This is a genomic window from Pseudoalteromonas sp. 11L1, assembly GCF_055397545.1.
The window spans coordinates 1490482-1513106 of the sequence record NZ_AP041141.1; the positions used below are offsets into that span (position 1 = coordinate 1490482).

16 protein-coding genes and 1 tRNA gene are annotated in these 22625 nt (G+C 39.4%); 11 read left to right on the forward strand and 6 right to left on the reverse strand.

What is annotated here, in order from left to right; genetic code table 11:
* Nucleotides 1–76: 76 nt before the first annotated feature.
* The 3 genes from ACZ5WS_RS06865 to rimI all read left to right on the forward strand — a co-directional run bounded on the left by ACZ5WS_RS06865 (nucleotide 77) and on the right by rimI (nucleotide 954).
* Nucleotides 77–153 (forward strand) — tRNA-Trp (locus tag ACZ5WS_RS06865).
* A 65-nt stretch (nucleotides 154–218) separates the two neighbouring features.
* Nucleotides 219–503, forward strand: coding sequence for a hypothetical protein (locus ACZ5WS_RS06870; protein WP_138608778.1), 285 nt, complete (start codon nucleotides 219–221; stop codon nucleotides 501–503).
* Complete coding sequence (gene rimI, locus ACZ5WS_RS06875) at nucleotides 490–954, forward strand: ribosomal protein S18-alanine N-acetyltransferase (RefSeq protein WP_464711486.1); 465 nt, start codon at nucleotides 490–492, stop codon at nucleotides 952–954. The genes ACZ5WS_RS06870 and rimI overlap by 14 nt, the downstream gene beginning before the upstream one ends.
* Nucleotides 955–957: 3 nt before the next feature.
* Here the strand turns inward: rimI and ACZ5WS_RS06880 are convergent, their stop codons facing one another.
* Entirely contained in the window at nucleotides 958–3615 is a 2658-nt protein-coding gene (locus ACZ5WS_RS06880; protein ID WP_178956488.1) for an ATP-binding protein, read from the reverse strand.
* A gap of 359 nt (nucleotides 3616–3974) precedes the next feature.
* Here ACZ5WS_RS06880 and prfC point away from each other — a divergent pair, with 359 nt between their 5' ends.
* The 4 genes from prfC (at nucleotide 3975) to ACZ5WS_RS06900 (ending at nucleotide 9109) form a co-directional block, all read left to right on the forward strand.
* Nucleotides 3975–5564 carry a peptide chain release factor 3 gene (prfC, locus tag ACZ5WS_RS06885; protein ID WP_054201810.1) on the forward strand — a complete coding sequence of 530 codons (1590 nt, stop codon included), beginning with the start codon at nucleotides 3975–3977 and terminating at the stop codon, nucleotides 5562–5564.
* Nucleotides 5565–5626: 62 nt separating this feature from the next.
* The gene (argS, locus tag ACZ5WS_RS06890; protein WP_464711292.1) at nucleotides 5627–7369 is read left to right on the forward strand and encodes an arginine--tRNA ligase; all 1743 of its coding nucleotides are present in this window, start codon (nucleotides 5627–5629) and stop codon (nucleotides 7367–7369) included.
* A gap of 320 nt (nucleotides 7370–7689) precedes the next feature.
* The gene (gene pdxH / locus ACZ5WS_RS06895) at nucleotides 7690–8328 is read left to right on the forward strand and encodes a pyridoxamine 5'-phosphate oxidase (RefSeq protein WP_198523604.1); all 639 of its coding nucleotides are present in this window, start codon (nucleotides 7690–7692) and stop codon (nucleotides 8326–8328) included.
* 13 nt (nucleotides 8329–8341) lie between these two features.
* A complete protein-coding gene (locus ACZ5WS_RS06900; protein WP_198523603.1) occupies nucleotides 8342–9109 on the forward strand; it encodes a TatD family hydrolase in 768 nt (255 codons plus the stop codon).
* Here the strand turns inward: ACZ5WS_RS06900 and ACZ5WS_RS06905 are convergent.
* Complete coding sequence (locus ACZ5WS_RS06905) at nucleotides 9076–9696, reverse strand: AhpA/YtjB family protein (protein WP_138608770.1); 621 nt, start codon at nucleotides 9694–9696, stop codon at nucleotides 9076–9078. The genes ACZ5WS_RS06900 and ACZ5WS_RS06905 overlap by 34 nt on opposite strands.
* 142 nt (nucleotides 9697–9838) lie before the next feature.
* Between ACZ5WS_RS06905 and serB the strand changes: the two genes are divergently transcribed.
* A complete protein-coding gene (gene serB, locus ACZ5WS_RS06910) occupies nucleotides 9839–10864 on the forward strand; it encodes a phosphoserine phosphatase SerB (protein WP_464711295.1) in 1026 nt (341 codons plus the stop codon).
* Here the strand turns inward: serB and ACZ5WS_RS06915 are convergent.
* Complete coding sequence (locus tag ACZ5WS_RS06915) at nucleotides 10861–13341, reverse strand: PilZ domain-containing protein (RefSeq protein WP_464711297.1); 2481 nt, start codon at nucleotides 13339–13341, stop codon at nucleotides 10861–10863. The two genes, serB and ACZ5WS_RS06915, sit on opposite strands and share 4 nt — an antisense overlap.
* A gap of 556 nt (nucleotides 13342–13897) precedes the next feature.
* Here ACZ5WS_RS06915 and radA point away from each other — a divergent pair.
* The 3 genes from radA (at nucleotide 13898) to ACZ5WS_RS06930 (ending at nucleotide 19904) form a co-directional block, all read left to right on the forward strand.
* The gene (gene radA / locus ACZ5WS_RS06920) at nucleotides 13898–15283 is read left to right on the forward strand and encodes a DNA repair protein RadA (protein ID WP_464711299.1); all 1386 of its coding nucleotides are present in this window, start codon (nucleotides 13898–13900) and stop codon (nucleotides 15281–15283) included.
* 71 nt (nucleotides 15284–15354) lie between these two features.
* Entirely contained in the window at nucleotides 15355–16287 is a 933-nt protein-coding gene (locus ACZ5WS_RS06925; RefSeq protein ID WP_138608762.1) for a hypothetical protein, read from the forward strand.
* A 293-nt stretch (nucleotides 16288–16580) separates the two neighbouring features.
* Nucleotides 16581–19904 carry a two-component regulator propeller domain-containing protein gene (locus ACZ5WS_RS06930; RefSeq protein ID WP_464711301.1) on the forward strand — a complete coding sequence of 1108 codons (3324 nt, stop codon included), beginning with the start codon at nucleotides 16581–16583 and terminating at the stop codon, nucleotides 19902–19904.
* Between the two features lie 173 nt (nucleotides 19905–20077).
* Here the strand turns inward: ACZ5WS_RS06930 and serA are convergent, their stop codons facing one another.
* Genes serA through ACZ5WS_RS06945 form a run of 3 tightly spaced genes read right to left on the reverse strand, consistent with a single transcriptional unit; the run spans nucleotide 20078 to nucleotide 22619 of the window.
* Nucleotides 20078–21307 (reverse strand): phosphoglycerate dehydrogenase, encoded by a 1230-nt coding sequence (gene serA / locus ACZ5WS_RS06935; protein ID WP_055013065.1) that lies wholly within the window; start codon nucleotides 21305–21307, stop codon nucleotides 20078–20080.
* 9 nt (nucleotides 21308–21316) lie between these two features.
* Complete coding sequence (gene rpiA, locus ACZ5WS_RS06940; RefSeq protein ID WP_464711303.1) at nucleotides 21317–21970, reverse strand: ribose-5-phosphate isomerase RpiA; 654 nt, start codon at nucleotides 21968–21970, stop codon at nucleotides 21317–21319.
* A 52-nt stretch (nucleotides 21971–22022) separates the two neighbouring features.
* Complete coding sequence (locus ACZ5WS_RS06945) at nucleotides 22023–22619, reverse strand: 5-formyltetrahydrofolate cyclo-ligase (RefSeq protein ID WP_138609382.1); 597 nt, start codon at nucleotides 22617–22619, stop codon at nucleotides 22023–22025.
* Nucleotides 22620–22625: the final 6 nt, after the last annotated feature.

The window sequence follows — 22625 nt, forward strand, 5'->3', positions numbered from 1 at the left end:
TAAAAAGCAAACAAACCGAAAAGTTGAATTTTTACTTTACCTTTGTCAAAAGGTCTTTATAATTCATCGTCATTGCAGGGGCGTAGTTCCAATTGGTAGAACAGCGGTCTCCAAAACCGACGGTTGGGAGTTCGAATCTCTCCGCCCCTGCCATTTCTTCTTTACATCGTTTTGATTACTTCCTATATTATTCATCTTACTAATTCCATCGAGTCGTTATGCATTCACGTTACGCATCTGTTTTTGGTATAGAAAAGCTTGAACTTAATCAACACTTTCGCCCAGCTCAGTCAGAGCAGTCAGCTAATTCATCGTTAATACTCAGTGATACATTAAAAGATGATATTGAGCGTGCATTTGCGCCTGTAACAATTAACAAGATTGTTAAGTCATCAACCATAGAGTTTAGTGAACAACAATTAAGCTTACCTGATTCCACCCTGTCCAGTGCACAAAAACGTGCGTTATGGGCATTAATGAGTGAACACCTTGATACACTTTAAGTCAGTTACCGATGAGAATATCAATGAGCTAATGGCCATTGAAACCACTTGCCACACACATCCTTGGACATTAAAAACAATGCAGTCGTGTTTGCAGGGCCGCTATTTTAATTTAGCCGCGTTCGACGACGAGCAAATGATAGGTTTTTACATTGGTGAAAAAGCAGGGCCCGATTTTACCTTAATGGATATTTGTGTTGCTCCGAGCTTTCAGGGACAAGGGTTTGCTCAGCAGTTATTAACGCAGTTTATAGTTTATGGTGAGCAACACAGCGCTGAAAACTTATTTTTAGAAGTCCGAGAGTCTAATACGCGGGCTATTGCTTTGTATGAACGTGCGGGCTTTATTGAAATGTCAGTACGTAAAAATTATTACCCCAGTGATGCACCCAATAAAAACGGCTTTGAAGACGCGATTTTAATGGGCATGGCACTGGGTTTAAATTTTTAACGATTACTTATTAGCGATGGCTTGCTCTATTGCAGCAATAAGTTCTGCTACGCACTTTTCTCTTTGTGGCATATCATTACCTTTTAAACTGTGTTCAACCGCTGAAGCGCTTTGGTAAATTTCATCAAAGTTAAAACAACCAGCGCTGCCCTTAATACTGTGGGCAAGGGCGCGTAATGTCTCGCAATCTTGGCTGTTATATAGGGTTTTTATCTGTTGCAAATAATCTGGCAAACTTGCTAAATAGTTTGCGTTTATTTGCTGAAACTTTTCGCTCTTCAATAAGCTGTCCCACTTATTTTGGTTATCACGCTCAAGGTGTAAATAGCTAACTAATACATTTTCTAGTGCGTCTTTATCAATAGGTTTTCCCAGCGCTTCATCACAGCCTGCTTCAAGGTAAGTATCAATATCATGATTCATCACATTCGCGGTTAGGGCGATAATTGGGCCATCGTAGGCTGCATCTCTAAGCATTTTAGTCGCTTCTAACCCACCCATAACCGGCATTTGCATATCCATGATTATAAGCTGGTAGTCGTTTACTAATGCCATTTCTACAGCTTGTGCACCATTGTTGGCTATATCGGGCTCTAAACCCCATGTTTGTAATAGCAATTTAATCAATAACTGATTATCGGGGTTATCTTCTGCGACCAAAATTTGTGCATCAAAGCTGTTGCTCGCAAAAGATAGCTGCGGATCCTTTTCTGGTGTTAGTTGAGAGTGTTCGGTTAATAATAAATTGCCGCCAAGGCTATTATTCAAATGGCAATCTATATCGATAGTAAAGCAACTACCCACGCCCACCTCACTGGTTACACTTACATCCCCACCTAACAATTGAGCCAAATTTTTTGATATACACAGCCCCAATCCCGTACCACCAAACCGACGTGTCGTTGTGGCATCGGCTTGCTCAAATGGCGTAAACAATCGATTAATTTGGTTTGACGACATACCAATGCCGGTATCTTCTATAACAAAGGTAAGCGTTTTTGGTGCTTGGTATTTAGCGGTTATAGTAACCTGACCTTGCTCAGTAAATTTAACCGCATTACTGGCAATATTAATGAGTATTTGCTTTAAGCGAGTAATATCACTATTAATAGTATGCGGTAGCGGAAGTGTATAATTAATTGTAAATGATAGCTGTTTCTCTTGTGCTAAAGGTTTAATGATTGATTCAACATCATGAATAAGCTGTACAACATTTAGCGGCGTTTTTTCAACCGCGAGTTTTTCGGCTTCAATTTTTGAAAGATCGAGAATATTATTAATAAGCTCTAACAAATGTTTTGAATTACGTAGAATAGTACCTAAATGGTGTTTGTCATTGGTTGCTTTTTCGCTGTGCAGTAGTTGCTCTGTAAATCCCATAATAGCTGTAAGCGGGGTGCGAATTTCATGACTCATATTGGCTAAAAAGCGGCTTTTAAGCTGGTTTGCTTGTTCTGCTTGGGCTATGGCGGTTTCAAGCTTGCTGTTCATCGATTCAAGCGCCTTAGTCCGGCTTTCTACTTTGTCTTCTAAGTGATGCTTATATTCTTCAAGTTGCTGTTGATAATGCTTAATTTGGTTAATCATGTGATTAAAGTCGTTAAACAGTATCCCTACTTCATCCGTAGTATAAGCAGGTAGTGTAACAGAGAGATCGCCATCACCAACGCGATGACTTGCTTCACCTAATAGCTCTATTGGGTTAAGCAGTAAATTACGCACCACAATAAAAATTAAGATTGGGAGGGTGATCACAGAAATAATTACAATTAGCCCGGTGATCACACTAATTGCTTTGCCCGATTGGTATAACACCGCTTTAGGAATAGTCGACACATAATAGTAGCCGCCACTCATTTGGGCGGCAAAAATTAGTCGCTCTATTTTATCAACACTTGAAAGTTCAATGGTTGATAAGCTACCTATATCCGCTAAATCGTTAATTTTATTTAGTTCATATTTAGTAACATAGTGGCCGCGCATTTTATAATCAGAGCTAAATAAAATTTTACCATCGCTGGCCAGTAATAAATTTAAGGTGTTGTTATAAGGCGCTTCTAAAATACTGGTGTTTAAAATAGAGGGGTCTACTTTAAGAATAATAAAGCCTAGCTGTTGTGGGCGTTTTAAATAATAGTCGACGCTATATATGCGCTGTACAAAGTATAAATTGGTGGTGCCATCTTCTTTTTGCACCATAAACTGCTGCTGACTTAAATTACTTTGTTTTACTTGATCAAAAAATGGGTAGGATTTGGGCGCTACGGTTAAATTACTGGAGTAATAGGCGTCACTTTTACCGGTTTTTGAGACTAAGTTAATACTAATAATGTCAGGGTAGGCTTCACTGTAACTGGCAAATACGTCCATTAACGCGCCAAGGCGATAGGTATAGCTGGCGTCTTCAAATAAATCTTTAGCTAAAAAGTCACTTAGTACCGGTGAAGCAGAGAGTAACTTAGCCGTTGCATGAAAAGAATCGATATAGTTGAATACTTTTTGCTGCTGTTGTTCTACAAAGCGACTCATGATCAAGTCGGCTTGTTTTTGCGTGGAGTTGGTTACATTAGTGAGCGTAAAGCCCCCTAAAAATAACAACGGCAGTATAACCAATGGAGTTATATACCATAATAATCGAATACTTAGCTTACTGGTTTTCATTACCCAACATCAAATCTTCCATGTAATTGACCAATAATATGATTTACAGCATTATTACTCAAGCTTGGTGTTAAGTTAGTTGGCAATTTATATCGATATTGTTAATAATAATTGGAAACACCAATATTAATCGCTTCATTAAAAAAGATCCGTTAATAACTAACCATTGATTGTTTATAGCGCCAAGATCAGCGAAAATAGTCTTCAATTACGATTAACTTAACGGATAGCATCACAAGAACTAATTTGGGTTCTTGTTGGGGTATGTTGAGCTTTAGAGGTTAGCTTGTTTTTAGCCTTGAAAGCTCAGCATACTAAAATACAAATACATCCGTATATCAACTAAAAGAACCTTTTTAATGGCAGACCAAAATCTCCTTAGCGAAATTAATAAACGCCGTACCTTTGCGATCATCTCGCATCCGGATGCGGGTAAAACCACTATCACTGAAAAAGTATTGTTGTTCGGACAAGCAATTCAAAAAGCTGGAACGGTAAAAGGCCGTGGCTCTAATCAGCATGCTAAGTCGGATTGGATGGAAATGGAAAAAGAGCGTGGTATTTCTGTTACTACTTCTGTAATGCAATTTCCTTATAACAATGCGTTAGTTAATTTACTTGATACCCCAGGACACGAAGACTTCTCTGAAGATACATACCGAACTTTAACCGCGGTAGATTCGTGTTTAATGGTCATTGATGCTGCTAAAGGTGTAGAAGAACGTACCCGTAAGCTAATGGAAGTAACACGCCTGCGTACCACGCCTATTGTTACCTTTATGAATAAATGTGACCGTGATATTCGCGACCCAATGGAACTACTCGATGAAGTAGAAACAGAGCTAAATATTGCCTGTGCACCTGTTACTTGGCCAATTGGCTGTGGTAAAGAGTTTAAAGGTGTTTACCATATCCATAACGAAGAGACCATTTTATATAAAACAGGTCAAGGTCACACTATTCAAGAAGTACGCAGCATTAAAGGGCTCGATAACCCTGAGCTTGACCAAGCCATTGGTGATGAACTTGCAGCGCAGTTACGTGATGAACTAGAGCTAGTTATTGGTGCATCACACGAATTTGATTTAGAGCTATTCTTAGCGGGTGAGTTATCGCCTGTGTATTTTGGTACCGCACTTGGTAACTTTGGTGTAGATCATGTTTTAGATGGGTTAACTCAGTGGGCGCCAACCCCATTACCACGTGAGACAGAAGACCGCCAAGTTGTAGCCACAGAAGAAAACTTCACTGGGTTTGTATTTAAAATTCAGGCCAACATGGATCCAAAACACCGTGACCGTATTGCCTTTATGCGTATTGTGTCGGGTAAATATAGCCAAGGCATGAAAATGAATCATGTGCGTATCGGTAAACAAGTCAGTATTTCTGATGCGGTAACCTTTATGGCGGGCGATCGTGAGCGTGCGGCTGATGCTTACGCTGGTGATATCATTGGTTTACATAACCACGGTACGATTCAAATTGGTGATACCTTTACCCAAGGCGAAAAAATTAAGTTTAGCGGTATTCCAAACTTCGCCCCTGAATTGTTCCGCCGTATTCGTCTGCGCGATCCATTAAAACAAAAACAGTTATTAAAAGGATTGGTACAGCTTTCAGAAGAGGGCGCAGTACAAGTATTCAGACCATTAATTAATAATGACTTAATTGTAGGTGCGGTAGGTGTGTTGCAGTTTGACGTGGTTGTAGCGCGTTTAAAAGCTGAATATAACGTTGATGCAATTTACGAAAGCGTTAATGTAAATACAGCCCGCTGGGTTAGCTGTGATGATGTTAAAAAGTTTGAAGAGTTTAAGCGTAAGTGCGAAAGCAACTTAGCACTCGATGGTGGCGATAATTTAACTTATATCGCACCGAGTCGTGTAAATCTTAACTTGTCGACTGAGCGTTACCCTGAAGTGACATTTAACCACACGCGTGAAAACTAACACTTAGCCACTAGAATTAACACAAAGCCTGCTTTGGCGGGCTTATAAAGGTAAATAATATAATGAATATTCGTACTATTTTAGTAGAAAAAGCCATTGCCGCTATGACCGCTGCAGGCCTGCCAGAAGATACTAACCCAGCGGTTACGCAAAGCACACGTCCACAGTTTGGTGATTACCAAATTAATGGCGCGATGGGCGCAGCTAAAAAAATGAAAAGTAATCCGCGTGAATTGGCGCAAAAAATTATTGATCAGTTAGATGTAAGCGACATTGCCGAAAAAACGGAAATTGCTGGCCCTGGTTTTATTAATATTCACTTAAAGCCAGAGTTTTTAGCACAAAGCGTACAAGCCGCTAATAACCACGCAAAACTTGCCGTAAATGAGCACGCCAAACCACAAAAAGTAGTGGTTGATTACTCATCGCCGAACCTTGCAAAAGAAATGCACGTAGGTCATTTACGCTCAACTATTATTGGTGATGCGGTAGTACGCGCACTTGAATTTAGAGGCGATACCGTTGTTCGTCAAAATCACATGGGTGATTGGGGCACACAGTTTGGCATGTTGATTGCGCATTTAGAAGATCAAATTAACCAAGGTGTTGATTTAGACACTGTTGCGCTTGCTGACTTAGAAACCTTTTACCGCGATGCTAAAAAGCGTTTTGATGACGAAGAAGGCTTTGCCGATAAAGCACGTAACTACGTAGTTAAACTGCAAAGTGGCGACGCTCACTGTGAAAAACTGTGGAAACTATTTATTGCCACTTCAGTGAAGCACTCTGAAGAAGTATACAAGCGTTTAAATGTAACCCTTACGCCTGCCGATATTATGGCTGAAAGTGCTTATAACAGTGAACTTAACGATATTATTAGCCTATTAAAAGATAAAAATATTGCAGTAGAGTCGCAAGGCGCACAAGTGGTATTTTTAGATGAGCTGGCAAATAAAGACGGTGAGCCTTCAGCGTTTATCGTGCAAAAATCAGGTGGCGGCTTCTTATATGCAACCACAGATTTAGCCGCGTGTGATTACCGTTCAAACAAGTTAGGCGCTGAGCGTATTTTGATATTTGTTGATGCGCGCCAGAGCCTTCACTTTAATCAAGTGGAGCTTACTGCGCGTAAAGCTGGTTTATTACGCGATGAAACCAGTTACGAATTTTGCCCATTTGGCACCATGATGGGCGCTGATGGCAAACCATTTAAAACTCGTACAGGCGGCACGGTAAAATTAGCTGATTTACTTGAAGAGTCAATTACTCGTGCAGCAGCCAAACTCGCTGAGCGTGAATCAGATTTATCTGACGAAGATCGTAGTGAAATTGCTCGTAAAGTGGGTATTGGCGCGGTTAAATACGCAGATCTTTCTAAGCACCGTACCAGCGATTACATTTTCAACTGGGACAGCATGCTAAGTTTTGAGGGCGCAACAGCCCCTTATTTACAATATGCTTATACGCGTGTTCGCAGTATTTTCCGTAAGTCAGGCGTTGATGCTGCAAGCTTAAAAGCCGATGTAAGTATTATTGAGCCGCAAGAGAAAAACCTCGCGCTTAAATTATTGCAGTTAGAAGAAGTCCTTGATCTGATGATCAATGAAGCCACACCGCACGTATTGTGTGGTTACTTATACGAACTAGCTAGTCTATACATGACATTCTATGAAGCTTGCCCAGTACTTAAAGAGGGCGTAGAGCCAAGTGTTCGTGATAGCCGTTTAGTGTTGTGTAATTTAGTGGCAGATACGCTGAAAACAGGATTAGATCTACTAGGTATCGAAGTCATGGAGCAAATGTAATCACCGTCGTATTTTAATCTAATACTGCGTTGTCCACTCGACTGACCCTAATCACATACAACTACGTATGCTCATAGGGATAAGTCGAGTGTCCGCCTTATCTTAGACTAAACTACTTAGGTGAGCGTCTGCTGCGTGTAGTTCGCTTTAGCTGCGTTGGTAAAACTATTTAGCCTAAGTCACATACAAACCGTATGCTCCTTGGTATAAATAGTTTTACCGCCTTGCTAGCACTCCTACACTTGCAGATAATTTTATATTGACACTGTTCGGAATGTTCACCAATTTTATAGCTGATAGCTTTTAAAGAAGGATTTGATATGAAACTCGAAGATATTCGTCGTGAATACCTGCAAGATGCGCTTAGTGAAGACAACTTGCTTGATGATCCGTTTAAGCAGTTTGAAACGTGGCTTGAGCATGCTGTTGGTAGTAATTTGCCTGATCCTACAGCTATGGTGGTCGCTACGGTCGATGAAACAGGTCAGCCTTCACAGCGTATTGTGTTGCTAAAACATTTAGATGATAACGGTTTTGTGTTTTTTACCAATACCGGTTCACGTAAAGCGCAAGAACTAAAAGGCAATAACAAAATTTCCTTGCACTTTCCATGGCACCCTATGGAGCGCCAAGTAATTGTGTATGGTGAAGCGCAGCCATTACCTACATCGGCTGTTGCTAAATACTTTTTATCTCGACCTAAAGAAAGTCAATTAGCCGCATGGGCGTCGCAACAAAGCCGTCCAATTTCGTCGCGTAAAGTGCTAATGGAAACCTTTACCAACATGAAAAATAAGTTCGCTAAAGGTGAAATTCCGCTCCCTGACTTTTGGGGTGGGTATTGTGTTGTGCCGCAAAAAATCGAGTTTTGGCAAGGCGGAGCGCATCGTTTACATGATCGCTTTATGTATCAGCGTCAAGCCGACAATAGCTGGCAAATAACGCGCTTAAACCCTTAGTTGGCTGCTGGTTTTGCAATTTATAGACTCACACTGTCATCTTGATTTTAGTGAGTTTGATACAAATCGGGAATCGCTTATTAATGCCTGTGTAGCAAAGGGCATTAATCAATTTATTGTGCCAGGCATTAGCTTGGCGCAGTCTCAAAAACTACTCGAGTTTAAAGCAACCTACCCACAAATTAGAATAGCTGCAGGGCTACATCCTTATTTTTTAGAGCAACATCAGCAATCGCACTTAGAATCACTGTATAACTTTGCTAAAACAAACAAAACTCAGCTTGTGGCTATTGGGGAATGCGGGCTAGATCGCAGTATCGAAAACCTTGAAAAACAAACCTTTCTGTTTGAGCAACAAATAGCGCTTGCTAATGAGCTAGAGTTACCGCTGATTGTGCATCACAGACAAAGCCATGATTTAATAGCGCAATCGTTTAAGCGTTGTAAACCTAAGAATGGCGGTGTGATCCATGCTTTTTCAGGCTCAATACAACAAGCACAGTATTATATAAAAATGGGCTTTAAGCTTGGAGTGGGTGGGGTTATCACCTATGAGCGGGCTGCTAAAACTCGTGCGGTTGTAGCAAAGCTTGAGTCACAGCATTTAGTGCTGGAAACTGACTCACCTTCAATGCCGCTAAATGGTTATCAGGGAGAAATAAATACCCCATTGCATATTCCTAAGGTGTTTGATGCGCTCTATGCTTTAAAGCCAAATAGCGATAAATATCGATTAGCTGAGCAGCTTTATGATTCGTGCTCTGACGTTTTTTGTATATAACGATTTACTTGCCAGCGTTTTAACCCTCGGCCTAATTGCCAAGTAAAAATACAAGCAATCACTAGCATAAGTAATACTTGGCGGCCTAAATCGTGAAAATGGTTATGGCTTGAAGATACCGCAGCACGCGTTAAATAGGTAATAGATACAAAGCCAATAGGGCGATTGTCGTCAGAAATAACTTGTTCAACAAACGGTGTTTTTAACTTACTAATGCCAGGCGATGAGTCTGGTAGTAAGCCATATACATGATGTGATTGCCAATTATCGCTGCTTGCAAGCACTACACCTTGTTTATCATAAATGGTGGCTGAAAGAACAAACTCATCTTTACTGATATTGTTGCACAAGGTGGTGAGCTGCGATTTGTTTTTCTCTATCAGCGGGTTTTTGGCATTCAGTGCCATAAACTGAGTGAGTGACTTGGCTGCACTATCAGCACTATCATATAGTAGTTGATGGCTTTGAAAGCTACTGTTTATTCCTACCCAGCTTAATAATACAAAGCAGCCAGCGGCCAATAATAAACGAATTAGACGCTTTTTTTGCGAGGCTGTAAGTGGATTTTTAAGATGGTTATTTTTCATAGTCACCGTTTATGCTGCTGACAGCATTTTGATTTGATGTTACAACTACACTATAACCCTAAATCCCCCCTGATGGCGAATTTTGTATCTCATATCCTTATTATCAATGAGCTAAATGTCAGGAAATATAAACGGAGATCCCATGTCGAACGCGAACATGGCACAGCAAAGCGCTGAGCTATTATCATCATCACTTATTCTTAATAAATGGTTTAGCTACCAACAAGGTGTTTTTACACCACTAAATACAACACCAAACAGAAACCACGGGTTATTTAGTATTGCCTTTGGCGGTGATTTTAATATTCAGCATATTAATAGCATTATTGAGTTCTTTGCGGCTCACCAGCAAAAAGTAACGGCTATTTGTCAATATCAGCCAGATTTAGGGTTATCTCCGGCATTATGTTTTTATATAGAAAATGCAGAGCGTGTAATAAATCCACTTGAACTTCAAACTTTTGCAAATACCTTGGCGTGTCAGTTAGTGCAAGTAACCTGTCCCCCTGATTTACAAAAACCTGGGTTATTAGTAATGGATATGGATTCAACAGCCATTACTATTGAGTGTATTGATGAAATTGCACGCTTGGCTAATGTATACGACGAGGTTGCCAGCGTGACCGCGCAGGCAATGGCAGGCAAGCTTGATTTTAGTGAAAGCTTACACCAGCGTGTTGCCAAGCTTGAAGGCATTGAAAAGAGTTTAATTGATGAGCTTAAAAGTACACTGCCTTTAATGCCCGGTATCAAAGCGTTATGCCAAATTTTAAAACACCATGATTGGTATTTAGCGATTGCATCGGGCGGCTTTGTGCCGTTTGCTGAGCGAGTACAGGAGCTGATTAATTTAGATGAAGTGCATGCCAATGTACTTGAATTTAAAGACAATAAACTAACAGGTAAAGTGTTAGGTGGGATTGTTGATGCTGAGCAAAAAGCGGTTGTTTTAAATGCGCTACAACAAAAGCTGGGGCTTGAAAAATGCCAAACAGTTGCCATAGGCGATGGCGCAAACGATTTAAAAATGATGGCTCAAGCTGGCTTAGGCGTTGCTGTACATGGTAAACCAAAAGTAGTTGAGCAAGCCCAAGCAGCTATTTGCCAAGGCTCGTTATTGCAACTGTTATATATGCTGGCGGTTCCGCTAAACCCATCACAGGTTTAACGTAAACGATTTAACCAGATGAGCTTTCGTCTAGACATTTGCTCAACCTGTTGTTGGTTGAGCGCTAGATGCTCAAGCGCTTCATCACTGACATCAATAATATCGCCAACACCTGATACAGACCACAAAGCATCCTCTAAGTCTTTGGCCTTGTGAATTGCGTATTGGCTGACGTATTTTAGCTCGTTTGCTAGGTAGTCAGTATCGAGTCGACCAGTGCGTGAAATATATAAACGCATTATAAAAATCAGCTCAGATTTAAGCCCTTTACTTACTTGCTGTTTAAACTCGCTGCAGTCAGTACCTAAAACACATTGGCTGGTAATAGCATCCGCTATATTATCTTTTTTAGGATCAAAGTTAATTATTAAACTAAACTCTAATGGTGGATCTTGGCGGGTACGCTCTTTAATATTAGGGGTGATCACATCAATAATATGCGCTTTAGTAATAATATCCGATAAGTCTGTTTTAGCATTTAATAAGGAAAAATTTTGCAGAATAATATGCAGTGGGCTTGGATATAAACCAAATCCCATAGCGCCAATTTCAAAATGCGCCATTGATTTATGTAAATAAATCGGAAACTGGCAAAGCGTTTTGGTTACCATATTTCTAAGTGCTGTAGAAAGCCCGGGTACTTTAGGTGATTCTTCTGCTACTTTTAATTTTTGTTTATTGCTACTTATTAAAAGAGTAAAAAAATCGACCCCAGTATGAGATGAGCCTTTATCTACATACGCTTTCAAATTAATGGTAGTCAGCGATTTACTCACAGCCATTACTTCATATTGAATAAGATTTAATGAATAGTTTTTAGTAATTTTTTGCAAATCAGGAAATGATAGCGAAACAATATCGCCTTTTTTAAAGTTCACTTCTTGATTGCACTCTAGCTGTAAGCCAAATATTGAAAAATCACGGGTATGCCCATGTAATACCGCATCACGAGTATTAATCACAACATTAGTTTTGTATAAATAGCGTTTATTAGAGCGAAGATTTACATACTCTAGAGGCACAGTATTAAGTTCCGGTGGCGATGCGTGCTTACTGTGGCCAAAATATTTCAATTTATTGGCTAAGGCTTTATCAAATTCATATTGTTGATAATGTTGTTGTTCATGCTCATTACCAACTTGGGTAAGTAGCATTAAATACTTAACGTCTTTTATTGCGCCTTCAACACGTGGTGAAGGTGGTTTATTTAGTTTTTCAATATCTTTGCCTAAAGAGTTAGGTAAAGATAAAGGAATATAAGCATCTTCAGTATGACTCGGCATTAGTTGTAATTTAAAGCAGCGCCAACTGTCTCTTCGGCTACCAAAACCAAAAAATAACGCTTTTAATTTTGCTTGTTGCTCAAGCTCTGAGCGAGTGGCTGAGTAATAATAAATTTTTCCTGCAGAGACATGGGTAAAGGTATACAAATACTCTTCTTTTACTGCAATCGGTTTTAGCGCCAAGGTACGAATACGCTTATGATTTAACACATTGTAAAGGCATGATTTTTTGCGTTCATCAGTAAAATAACGCTGAATAAATAAACTGTTTTCAGTAGTTAAGCTCAGGCTAGGATAATAAACGCCGTTTTGCTGGCTAATAAAAACATATAAAGAATTAACCCTAGGTATATAATATTGTTCATACCCTTTAGAAATAACTGCATCGAGGGTGTTATCTAAATTCACTTTATAACGGCGTTTATTGCCATGAATAAAGCTTTCTAAAAAACGATCAAACGCGCTGTTATTTTCTTCAAATGTACGCTTCAAGCGGATATGATTAAATTCTTCTGAGGTGTTTTCTATTGCAACGACTTCATATTTAACGCCACTTTTGAGGCCAAGCTGAAAATCTTGCTCTAAGCCTACTAGGTGCATATTTATAAGCTGACCTTTTTTTAAGCGATAGCGCGACGCTAACTTAATTTTACAGCCACTGATTGAAATATCAGAGGTACTTGCATCGATTTTTGCTTGTCCGTCATACTCAATAGTAATTTTAATTGAGTAATTCATCCGCTCTTCACTGCGATTTTCATAAGCTGCAAATTTAATTACATCGGTAGACAATTCGCGCGATGATTCAATTTCTTTAGGTGGGGTAGTCGTTGATTTTTGTTGTAATACGCGATAATTATTTTCGGTATTCATTACCGCTTCGTATACTGCAAGAGTGTAATCTTTATGTTGTTTTATAGCCGCTTCAAATACTTCAATAGCGGTGTCATCCATAAAGTGCTGCTTGCCTTTGTATTGATAAGGTTTTACTTGACCAGTGACTAAACTACGCAGATCAATAAAACGGTCTATCGGCTGAGATAAACGCGACATTTCCATTTTTATTAAAAACTGCTCGGGTTTAGTTAACTCGGCGGTTTTTGTCTTGAAAATGAGATCAAATTTAGGATTTCCTAAATACTGTTTTAATTCATCTACAAGCGCTTCATGCTTAAGCAATACGTCATCAGCCATTTATAAATCGTCACCGTCTAATTTAAAAAGTAGGTATACTGTTACAATTATTTATTAGAATATTTAATAAATCGAATCTCGCAAAGCCGCCAAATGCGGCCATAATACTATGCGTAACTATACTTTGTTTTTAACCTGAACTCCGGATAATAAATCCATCTCAAGCAGCTATTTTCAGCGCTAACTGCGTTGAATTTACTTGCAATAGGCGAGCTATTGACGCGTAATTTCGCCTTGTTTTCACTAAAAATCTCTAGCTAGAGAAAAATAAGCACAAATATCTATTTTGACTCAATATGTTAGTAAATATCTTAACCAGAGTTCAGGTTATTTATTGTTATTCTCTAATAGCCAATTAATTGGCAAGGGTTAATTAGTTTTTTAAAGCAAGAAACATGCCCTAAAGTAGGTTAAGTGAAACTACATTAGCATACTGTGAGTGTGATACTAAATGTACTGTTTCACAAGACGTTGTTGCTAAGGTAGAGCCAGCAATGGCAAAATAAGCGCTTAACACTGTGTATTTCAAAATAAAGAATAGTAGGTAAGGTTTTAAATGGCTAAAGCGGCAAGAGTAGAGTTTGTTTGTACAGAATGTGGCATGAACTATCAACGCTGGCAAGGCCAGTGTCGCTGTGGCGCGTGGAACACTTTAGCAGAGTTTAAACCCTCTGCAGGGCAAAACAAAAAGGTAGCTGCTCGTGCAAGTGTAGGTGGCTATGCAGGTGGCATTGGTGGTGGTTCTAAAAAGATTAATGATGTAGCCACTGCAGAGGCTGAAAAACAGCTTACTGAAATTGGTGAACTAGATCGTGTGCTAAGTGGCGGTGTAACCACCGGCTCAGTTAATATTATTTCTGGCGATCCTGGGGCGGGTAAAACAACGCTGCTATCTGATTTAGTGGCAAGAATGTCTCAGCGTATGCCATCACTTTACTGTACTGCTGAGGAGTCCCTGTCGCAGTTTAAAAACAGGGTTAACCGGTTAAAGCTTAATTACAACGAAGATGAACTTTATTTACTGTCTGAGACTAGTGTTGAAACCATTATTGAAGAGCTTGATAAAAACAAAATTAAATTTGCCGTTATTGACTCCATTCAAGCAGTTGTTACCGATACCGCAAATGGTAGCCCTGGTTCGCCTTCTCAGGTGAAAAGTGCTGCTCAGGCATTAACACAGTACTGTAAGCAAAACGACGTGACTATGTTTATTATTGCTCACGTAAATAAGAATAATGAAATAGCCGGCCCGCAAACTTTAGTACATATAGTTGATGCGCTTTTACATATTGATACCAACGATGGTCAAGTGCGCACCCTACGGGCTAATAAAAATCGCTTTGGTGATATAGATACTGTCGGTATTTTTAAAATGTGTGAACGCGGAATGCTCAGTGTTGATAACCCCAGTGAAATTTTCTTATCGGGTTCAACCACCGATTCACCAGGGTCGACGATTACCTGTATTCGTAAGGGAAATCGTAATTTACTACTTGAAATTCAGTGTTTAACCACAGAAACCGAGGCAGAGTTTCCACAGCGAGTATGTGTTGGTTTAAATATGAATCGGATTAAAATGCTTACCGGTATTTTACGTAAGCACACTAAAACCAAAATATTCCACGATACGTTTTTTAATATTGTCGGTGGTTTAAAAATTGATGAATCAGAAACCTGTATTGACTTAGCGCTTGTTACTGCACTTTTGAGTAGTTTAAACGAATTCGTTGTTCCACGAACCACCTGTATTATGGGAGAGTTAAGTTTAAATGGTGATGTACGCCCAATCGACAGTGGTGTGCCCCGTGTTAAAGAAGCGGCGCAACATGGGTTTACTGAAATATTTATCCCATTTCGTAATTACCATAAATCCATGGAAGGGCTAGGTGCTAAAATAACGCCAGTTAAAACAGTGCACGAGCTACTTAGCTTAATAAATTAACGCTTACAGCGACTGCCGAGCAATGTTACTCTTTAGAGTAATACCGCTTATATACAGAATAAGGAAATAACATGAAGAAATTAGTGATTACAGCCGCGATTATTGCTGCAGGTGTGGGTGGCGTAAGCTATGCAAACTATGTAGCAACCCAAGAGGTACGCGCTGAGGTTGATAAGCAGTTGGCTTTGGTTAGCGAGCAAACAGGTGCAAGCTTTAACTATGCAGAGCTATCGGCGAGTGTTATTTCAAATAGTGTTGCTATTAGCAATATAGAAGTGACTAGCCCTGAGGGTAAAAATATTGCCACAGTTGAGCATGTGGAAGTAACAGGTTACGAAACCGATAAAATATCGCCACATACTGCTTTTACACTAAAGAATTTCCAATTTGATGAAGGTTTTGTCGCTACACTGCCAGCAGATACAAATACACAACTTGCCTCGGCCAGTTATGATTTACACTCATCATTAGATTACGATGAACAATCTGGAAACAGCGATATAGTTGTTAAACTACACGCCAACGATATTGCCAGCATTGATATGAATATGGGACTGGCTAATTCTAAAGCGCTTATGGATGCTTCACTAGAAATAAGCAAAGCTCAGCAAACAGCAGGTGATACCCCGCTTACTTATGAGCAAGAGTTACAACAGCAAACACTTATTATGCAAGCAATGAGCAAGTTAGAGCCACGTACTTTGAGTGTAATGCTCGATAATCAAGGTGAGTTAAGTACCTTGCTAGAAAGTGAGCTAGCCAAACAAGGTATGACACTAGAGCAAATGCAAATGATGCTGGCTCAACAGTTACAACAAGCGCCGGTAACCGAAGAAATAGCACAAGCATTAACTGACTTTGCTAAAGGCCTAAATTCGCTTAGTGTCTCGGCTAAACTACCGGAAGGTAAAACCATGATGGAAGTAAATCAGCAGCTAATGATATTAGCAGGGCAACCTGAAGAGCTGGTTAAGTTTATAAACTTAGAAGTTAAAGGCAAATAAGCACTAGTTATTAACCAGACTTTACATGTTAAATAATGAAAGCGTGAGTTTAGCTCGCGCTTTTTTGTGTCTTTATTAATTAAATATTATATATATTTGTAAAGTAACCTACTATTTTAAATGAAAGGTGATTGCTTGGATTCTGCTAAGGGACATGGGCTTGACGCTGCAGCTTTGCCTGCTTATTTTCTTCGCCTACTAAGTTACCAACTCGTAGCGTGATAAAGTCTCCCCTCGGTGAAACAAGTTTTAATTCTGAAATACAACAGCCCCTGGTAATTGGAGTTTTCTGTTTGAGTAAAAAAATAAAGTATTTGTGCATAATGTGGCTTGTTATTGTGTTTTCGATCCCATCTGTATTAGCTGCAGGTCCTGCTGTGCGTTTTGAGCGCTTATCAATAGAAAATGGGTTACCACAAAGTAGTGCAAAAGCGATTTTACAAGATCAGCAAGGGTTTTTATGGATCGGAACTGAGGAAGGCCTTGCGCGTTACGATGGTTATGAGTTTAAGGTCTTTAAAAAACAGAAAGATGATTTGTATTCGTTATCAAATAACTATATTAAGGTAATTACTCAAGGTAAAGACGGTGAATTATGGATAGGCACACGAGGAGGTGGTATTAACCGTTTTGATCCTACTACTGAGCTGTTTATCCGTTATATGCATGATCCAAACGATGCAAATAGTTTAAGCGATAACTCAGTGCACGCTATTACCCAAGACTCGCAAGGCAATATATGGATTGGAACAGATAAAGGTGGCCTTAATCGGTTTAACCCCAGTACCAAAAAGTTTACTCATTATCGCCATCAAGCTGATACTAAAAATAGTATTAGCGATGACGCGATTAGTGTTATAACTTCGGATGATAACGGCTCACTTTGGATAGGAACATGGAGTGGGGGCCTTAACCATTTCAGTCCAAAAACAGGACTGTTTAGCCATTATAGTCATCAGCCTAATCAAATAAATAGTCTTAGCAATAATACTATTAGTGCCATTCATATAGATGATTTAGGTAACTTGTGGATAGGAACACGTGGTAGCGGTTTAAGTTATTTTAATTTAGTAGAAAAAAAGTTTACCCATTATAAATATCAATCAAATAACGACAACAGTTTAAGTGATAACAATATCGATGCAATTACGCCCGATAAACAAGGTAATCTATGGCTAGCTACGCTAGGTGGTGGGCTTAATTATTTTAATATTACCAAGAAACAATTTACTCATTATCGTTATGATGCAACAAACCCTAATAGTTTAAGCAACGATATTGTTAGAGCAATTATTTACGATCAGCATGATAACTTGTGGGTAGGAATGGACGGCGGAGGTCTCAATCGTTCAAATTCAATTGCTAGGCAGTTTACCCATTACAACCATCAAAGAACAGATCCTTACAGCCTTAGCCATAATATGATCAGAGCAATTACCCAAGACCGTGAGGGGTCATTATGGATAGGTACATGGGGAGGTGGGCTTAATAAATTTAATTCAGCTTCTGAGAAGTTTACTCATTATCGACATGATGACACCAGCAGCAACAGTTTAAACGACGATCGTATTTACGCAATAACCCAAGATAAGCAAGGCTATTTGTGGCTTGGGGCCGATCAAGGAGGGTTAAGTCGTTTTGATCCTTCAACAGAGAAATTTAAGCACTTCCGCCATGATCCAAGTAATATAAATAGTGTTCGTGGAGAAGCTATTAGTGTAATAACAGAAGATCGCGATGGATATTTATGGTTAGGCTCATGGCAAGGATTGAGTCGTTTTAATCCTCTTACAGAGCAGTTTGTTCACTACAATCATGATCCAAATAATAGTAATAGTTTAAATGATGATACCATCCGAGTGATCACCGAGGATCGTCGTGGTCACCTTTGGTTAGGTACATGGAAAGGAATTAATCATTTTAATCCTGATACACAAACGTTTACTCACTTCACTCATCAAGATACTAACCCTCGAAGCTTAAGTCATAATACCGTCTACGCAATCAAAGAAGACCATTTAGGTAATATTTGGGTAGGGACAGCCAGTGGTTTAAATTTACTTGATAAGGCAACGGGAAGTTTCACTCATTATTTTGAAGAAGATGGCTTAGCAAATAATGTCATTTACCGAATTGAAGAAGATAATACTGGTATTTGGCTGAGCACTAACCAAGGACTCTCGCACTTAAATACTAAAACAAAACGCTTTAAAAATTATAACGTTAGCGACGGCTTGCAGAGCAATGAATTTAATGCAGATGCCTCATTTAAAAGTAAAACGGGCGAGTTGTTTTTTGGTGGTATTAACGGGTTTAATCGTTTTTATCCAAATGATATTAAAATTGATAGTCGACCTCCAAAGGTGGTTTTTACTGATATGTTGCTGTCGAATAAGTCGGTACCAGTAGGTGAAGTTAAACGTAAAACGGCTACCCAAACAGAGATTGTGAATAACATTAGATCTGGATATAGCCTCGAAAAAGCAATTCACAGTACTTCTGAAATAACGTTAACTCATAAGCAAAACTTAGTTACTTTTGAGTTTAGTGGTCTGTATTTTTCTAATTCGAAAAAAAACCAATATGCATTTCAAATGGCTGGTTTAGATAACGAGTGGATAAAAACGGATTATAAAAACCGTCGTGCAACTTATACTAATTTACCTACTGGGGAGTATATTTTACGTGTTAAAGCGAGTAATCCTTATGGGGTTTGGAATGAAACTGCTACAGCATTAAAAATCAAAGTGCTACCGCCACCCTGGTTGTCGTGGTGGGCTTACACCGGTTATGTAGTCTTAGTTGTGTTGGCTATTTGGTTATTTGTGCGCGCGCAATATAAAAAAGTGCACTTTATTAAAAAAGTAAACGAGCAACTAGAGCTTAAAGTGGCAGAGCGTACTTTAGGGTTACAACAAGCGAATGCAGAGTTAGTAAAGTTAAGTGTTATCGACGAATTAACCGGACTCTATAATAGACGATTTTTAGCCAATAACTTACTTGCTGATATAGAGCTGGTCAATCGTAAATACTTTGAACACAGCGAGCAAAAAACACTAGCAACTATTAAAGATGCCGATCTAATTTTTTTCCTTATTGATATTGATCACTTTAAGCGAGTTAACGATGTTTATGGCCATACTGCCGGAGATGCCGTATTAATGCAGATAAAGGACGTTTTAAAGCAGATATTTAGAGAGTTAGATTATTGTGTTAGATGGGGCGGAGAGGAGTTTTTAGTCGTTGCACGTTTTTCAGAACGTAATAATGCCGCTGAATTAGCCGAAAGACTTAGAGCGGCTATAGAAAAACACGCTTTTAAAATTAGTGATAGCGAAACGATTAATAAAACCTGCTCTATTGGGTTTGCAAGCTACCCATTTCTACCCAATAGGCCTCAAGCATTGAGTTGGGAGCGGGTCGTTGACATTGCTGATCATTGTTTATATGCCGCTAAGAACTCCAATCGAAATGCATGGATAGGGTTGGATAATATAAGTTGCGAGGCGGACGGTTTATTTGCCCAGATTACAGAGAACACAACTGCATTAATTGAGGCTAATCATCTGCAAGTAAAAAGCTCATTAAGCAAAAACATACAAATAAAGTGGCAATAAATAAAAGCCGTACTTGATTATTCAAGTACGGCTTTTATTATTTTAGCTGATAGCTGATAGCTGATAGCTGATAGCTGATAGCTGATAGCTGATAGCTGATAGCTGATAGCTGATAGCTGATAGCTGATAGCTGATAGCTGATAGCTGATAGCTGATAGCTGATAGCTGATTATTTAGTGAAGAATACGGGCTCTAATTGTGCCTTCAACAGCACTGAGTTCTTTTAGTGCTACTTCAGATTGAACGGTATCTACGTCAATAACCACGTAACCAATCGCTTCATCCGTTTGTAAGTACTGTGCGGCAATATTAATACCGTGCTGAGCAAACGCTTGGTTAATTTGCGTTAGCACGCCAGGGCGGTTGTGATGCACGTGTAACAAGCGGCTACGGTTAGCAAGTTCAGGCAATGATACTTCAGGGAAGTTAACTGCAGTAATGGTTGAGCCATTATCTGAGTACTTAGCGAGTTTACCTGCTACTTCAATACCAATGTTTTCCTGTGCTTCTTGAGTAGAACCCCCAATGTGCGGCGTTAAAATAACGTTGTCGAATTCACGTAGTGGCGAAATAAACTCTTCATCGTTTGATTTAGGCTCAACTGGGAATACATCAATGGCTGCACCGCTAAGTTTCTTCTCTGTTAGTGCTTCAGCTAGGGCGTCAATGTCAACCACAGTACCGCGAGAAGCATTAATTAAAATAGACCCTTGCTTCATCACTGCAAGCTCTGCTGTACCAATTAGGTTTTTAGTTTGCGGTGTCTCTGGAACATGTAAGCTAATAATATCAGCGCGTTGCAACAGCTGCGTTAAGTTATGTACTTGTGTAGCATTACCTAAAGATAGTTTGTCTTCAATATCGTAATACTCCACGTTCATACCAATATTTTCAGCCATAATACCCAGCTGAGTACCAATGTGACCGTAACCAATAATACCTAAGGTTTTGCCGCGTGCTTCAAACGAGCCATTAGCTGTTTTTAACCAGCCGCCACGATGGGCAGCGGCATTACGCTGTGGAATACCACGTAATAACAGCAATATTTCACCAAGTACAAGCTCAGCTACAGAGCGAGTATTTGAAAACGGTGCATTAAATACCGCAATACCACGCTCACGCGCTGCGTTTAAATCTACTTGGTTTGTGCCAATACAAAAACAACCTACAGCAACTAGCTTTTCAGCTGCGTTTAATACAGATTCGTTAATATGAGTACGAGAACGAAGCCCTACAAAGTGCACATCTTTAATGCGCTCTATAAGTTCGTCCTCTGGCAACGATGTTTTAACGTAGTCGATATTGCTATAACCGTTACGTTTTAGCGTTTCAACAGCGCTTTGGTGAACACCTTCAAGCAAGAGAATTTTAATTTTGTCTTTTGCTAACGATACCTTACTCATAACCATATCCTATTTAATTTGTGGCCCATTTTTAGTGCCGATAATTACTTTATCAGCACCGCGCTCTGCAAATAGGCCGTTGGTGACTACGCCAACAATTTGATTTATTTGTGTTTCAAGCTGTTTAGCATGGGTAATTTTTAAATTATGTACATCTAAAATAACGTTGCCGTTATCGGTTACTACACCTTGGCGATAAACTGGGTCACCACCTAGTTTTAATAATTCACGGGCAACGTAGCTACGTGCCATCGGAATAACTTCAACCGGAAGAGGGAAGTCTCCTAGGGTATCGACTAGTTTTGTATCATCAACAATACATACAAACTGTTTTGCTACAGCTGCCACTATTTTTTCGCGGGTAAGCGCCGCACCGCCGCCTTTGATCATTTCATTTAAGGCGTTAATTTCATCTGCGCCATCAACGTATACATCAAGTGCTGCTACATCGTTAAGCTCAAACACTTCTATGCCAAGCTCTTTTAAGCGCGCTGTAGATGCTTCTGAACTTGATACTGCACCAATGATGGTGTCTTTAACTGTGCCTAGGGCATCAATAAAGTGATTAACGGTTGAGCCTGTACCTACACCTACTATGGTGTTTTCTTTTACAAACTCGAGTGCAGCCCACGCAGCTGCTTTTTTTAATTCATCTTGTGTCATTGTTGTCTGCTCATTGGTGTCAAAATAGGCTGTTAGTTTACAAGGTTAGTTGTTACCAACAGTAGGTTTTATCGGGTGTTATGATCGTTTTTAGTGGTACATCCCACGATTCAATCGGTAACTCATCGACTTGTTGGCACGCATGTGCGAGGCCAATAAGTTGCGGTTGTTGCCAGTGTTGTTCGTATAAACGTGCCAATGTTCTATCGTAAAACCCACCTCCCATTCCAAGGCGATTACCAAATTTATCAAATGCCACTAATGGCATTAAAACGTAATCAAGCTCAGGTAAGGGGCATATTTGAGAGCAGTTCAACTTAGGCTCCAAGATACCATAGCGATTTGCTCTCATGGGTGAGTTTTTTTCATAGCGTTGAAATAGTAAATTAGCCCCATTAAATGGATGAATTACGGGCAAGTAAATAGCCTGGTCAGTGTTCCATAATTCATTAATTAACAATGAGGTATCTAATTCTCCATCATTACTTAAATAAAGCGCGATATGACTTTTTTTGGCCGAATTTATGCTTTTTAAGTGTTGAATAAAATTCACTTTAAGCGATTCGGCGGCTAATTCTTGCTGTTTTTTTGATAGGTTATTACGTGCTTTACGAATATCGTGTCTTATTTGTGCGCGATTATTACTCATTAAATA

Coding starts and splice junctions, on each gene's coding strand:
- ACZ5WS_RS06870 (WP_138608778.1), top strand. CDS start 219: ATGCATTCACGTTACGCATCTGTTTTTGGTATAGAAAAGCTTGAACTT.
- ACZ5WS_RS06880 (WP_178956488.1), bottom strand. CDS start 3,615: ATGAAAACCAGTAAGCTAAGTATTCGATTATTATGGTATATAACTCCA.
- prfC (WP_054201810.1), top strand. CDS start 3,975: ATGGCAGACCAAAATCTCCTTAGCGAAATTAATAAACGCCGTACCTTT.
- argS (WP_464711292.1), top strand. CDS start 5,627: ATGAATATTCGTACTATTTTAGTAGAAAAAGCCATTGCCGCTATGACC.
- pdxH (WP_198523604.1), top strand. CDS start 7,690: ATGAAACTCGAAGATATTCGTCGTGAATACCTGCAAGATGCGCTTAGT.
- ACZ5WS_RS06905 (WP_138608770.1), bottom strand. CDS start 9,696: ATGAAAAATAACCATCTTAAAAATCCACTTACAGCCTCGCAAAAAAAG.
- serB (WP_464711295.1), top strand. CDS start 9,839: ATGTCGAACGCGAACATGGCACAGCAAAGCGCTGAGCTATTATCATCA.
- ACZ5WS_RS06915 (WP_464711297.1), bottom strand. CDS start 13,341: ATGGCTGATGACGTATTGCTTAAGCATGAAGCGCTTGTAGATGAATTA.
- radA (WP_464711299.1), top strand. CDS start 13,898: ATGGCTAAAGCGGCAAGAGTAGAGTTTGTTTGTACAGAATGTGGCATG.
- ACZ5WS_RS06925 (WP_138608762.1), top strand. CDS start 15,355: ATGAAGAAATTAGTGATTACAGCCGCGATTATTGCTGCAGGTGTGGGT.
- serA (WP_055013065.1), bottom strand. CDS start 21,307: ATGAGTAAGGTATCGTTAGCAAAAGACAAAATTAAAATTCTCTTGCTT.
- rpiA (WP_464711303.1), bottom strand. CDS start 21,970: ATGACACAAGATGAATTAAAAAAAGCAGCTGCGTGGGCTGCACTCGAG.
- ACZ5WS_RS06945 (WP_138609382.1), bottom strand. CDS start 22,619: ATGAGTAATAATCGCGCACAAATAAGACACGATATTCGTAAAGCACGT.